Origin of the sequence: Methylorubrum sp. POS3 (assembly GCF_043352485.1) — a bacterium.
GTDB lineage: Bacteria > Pseudomonadota > Alphaproteobacteria > Rhizobiales > Beijerinckiaceae > Methylobacterium > Methylobacterium suomiense.
In genome coordinates, this window is sequence record NZ_JAPRBT010000028.1 from 1 (window position 1) to 277 (window position 277).

Here is a 277-nt window from a genome sequence, read left to right on the forward strand (position 1 = left end):
ACGGGCTGATCGGGCATCACCTCATGCACCAGCTGTCGCTGCGCCAGCCCGCGAGCGTGTGGCGGTCGAAGCTGCGCTTCTTCGTGCGCCACCGTGACCTGCCCGACGCCTGGAGGCCTAATGCTGACGCATGGAAGCCCGATGCTTAGGACGGTGCACCTCTACGGCGGCATGGCCGAGCAGTTCGGCCCGAGCTTCCGCCTCGCGGTCCGCTCGCTGGCGGAAGCCGTGCGCGCATTGGGTTGCCAGCTGCCGGGCTTCCGCCAGGCGATCGAGC

1 pseudogene is annotated in these 277 nt (G+C 69.3%); it reads left to right on the plus strand.

Annotated features, from left to right (window positions below):
* Positions 1 to 141: 141 nt before the first annotated feature.
* Positions 142 to 277, plus strand: a pseudogene (locus tag OWC43_RS23370) (tail assembly protein); the annotation flags it as partial.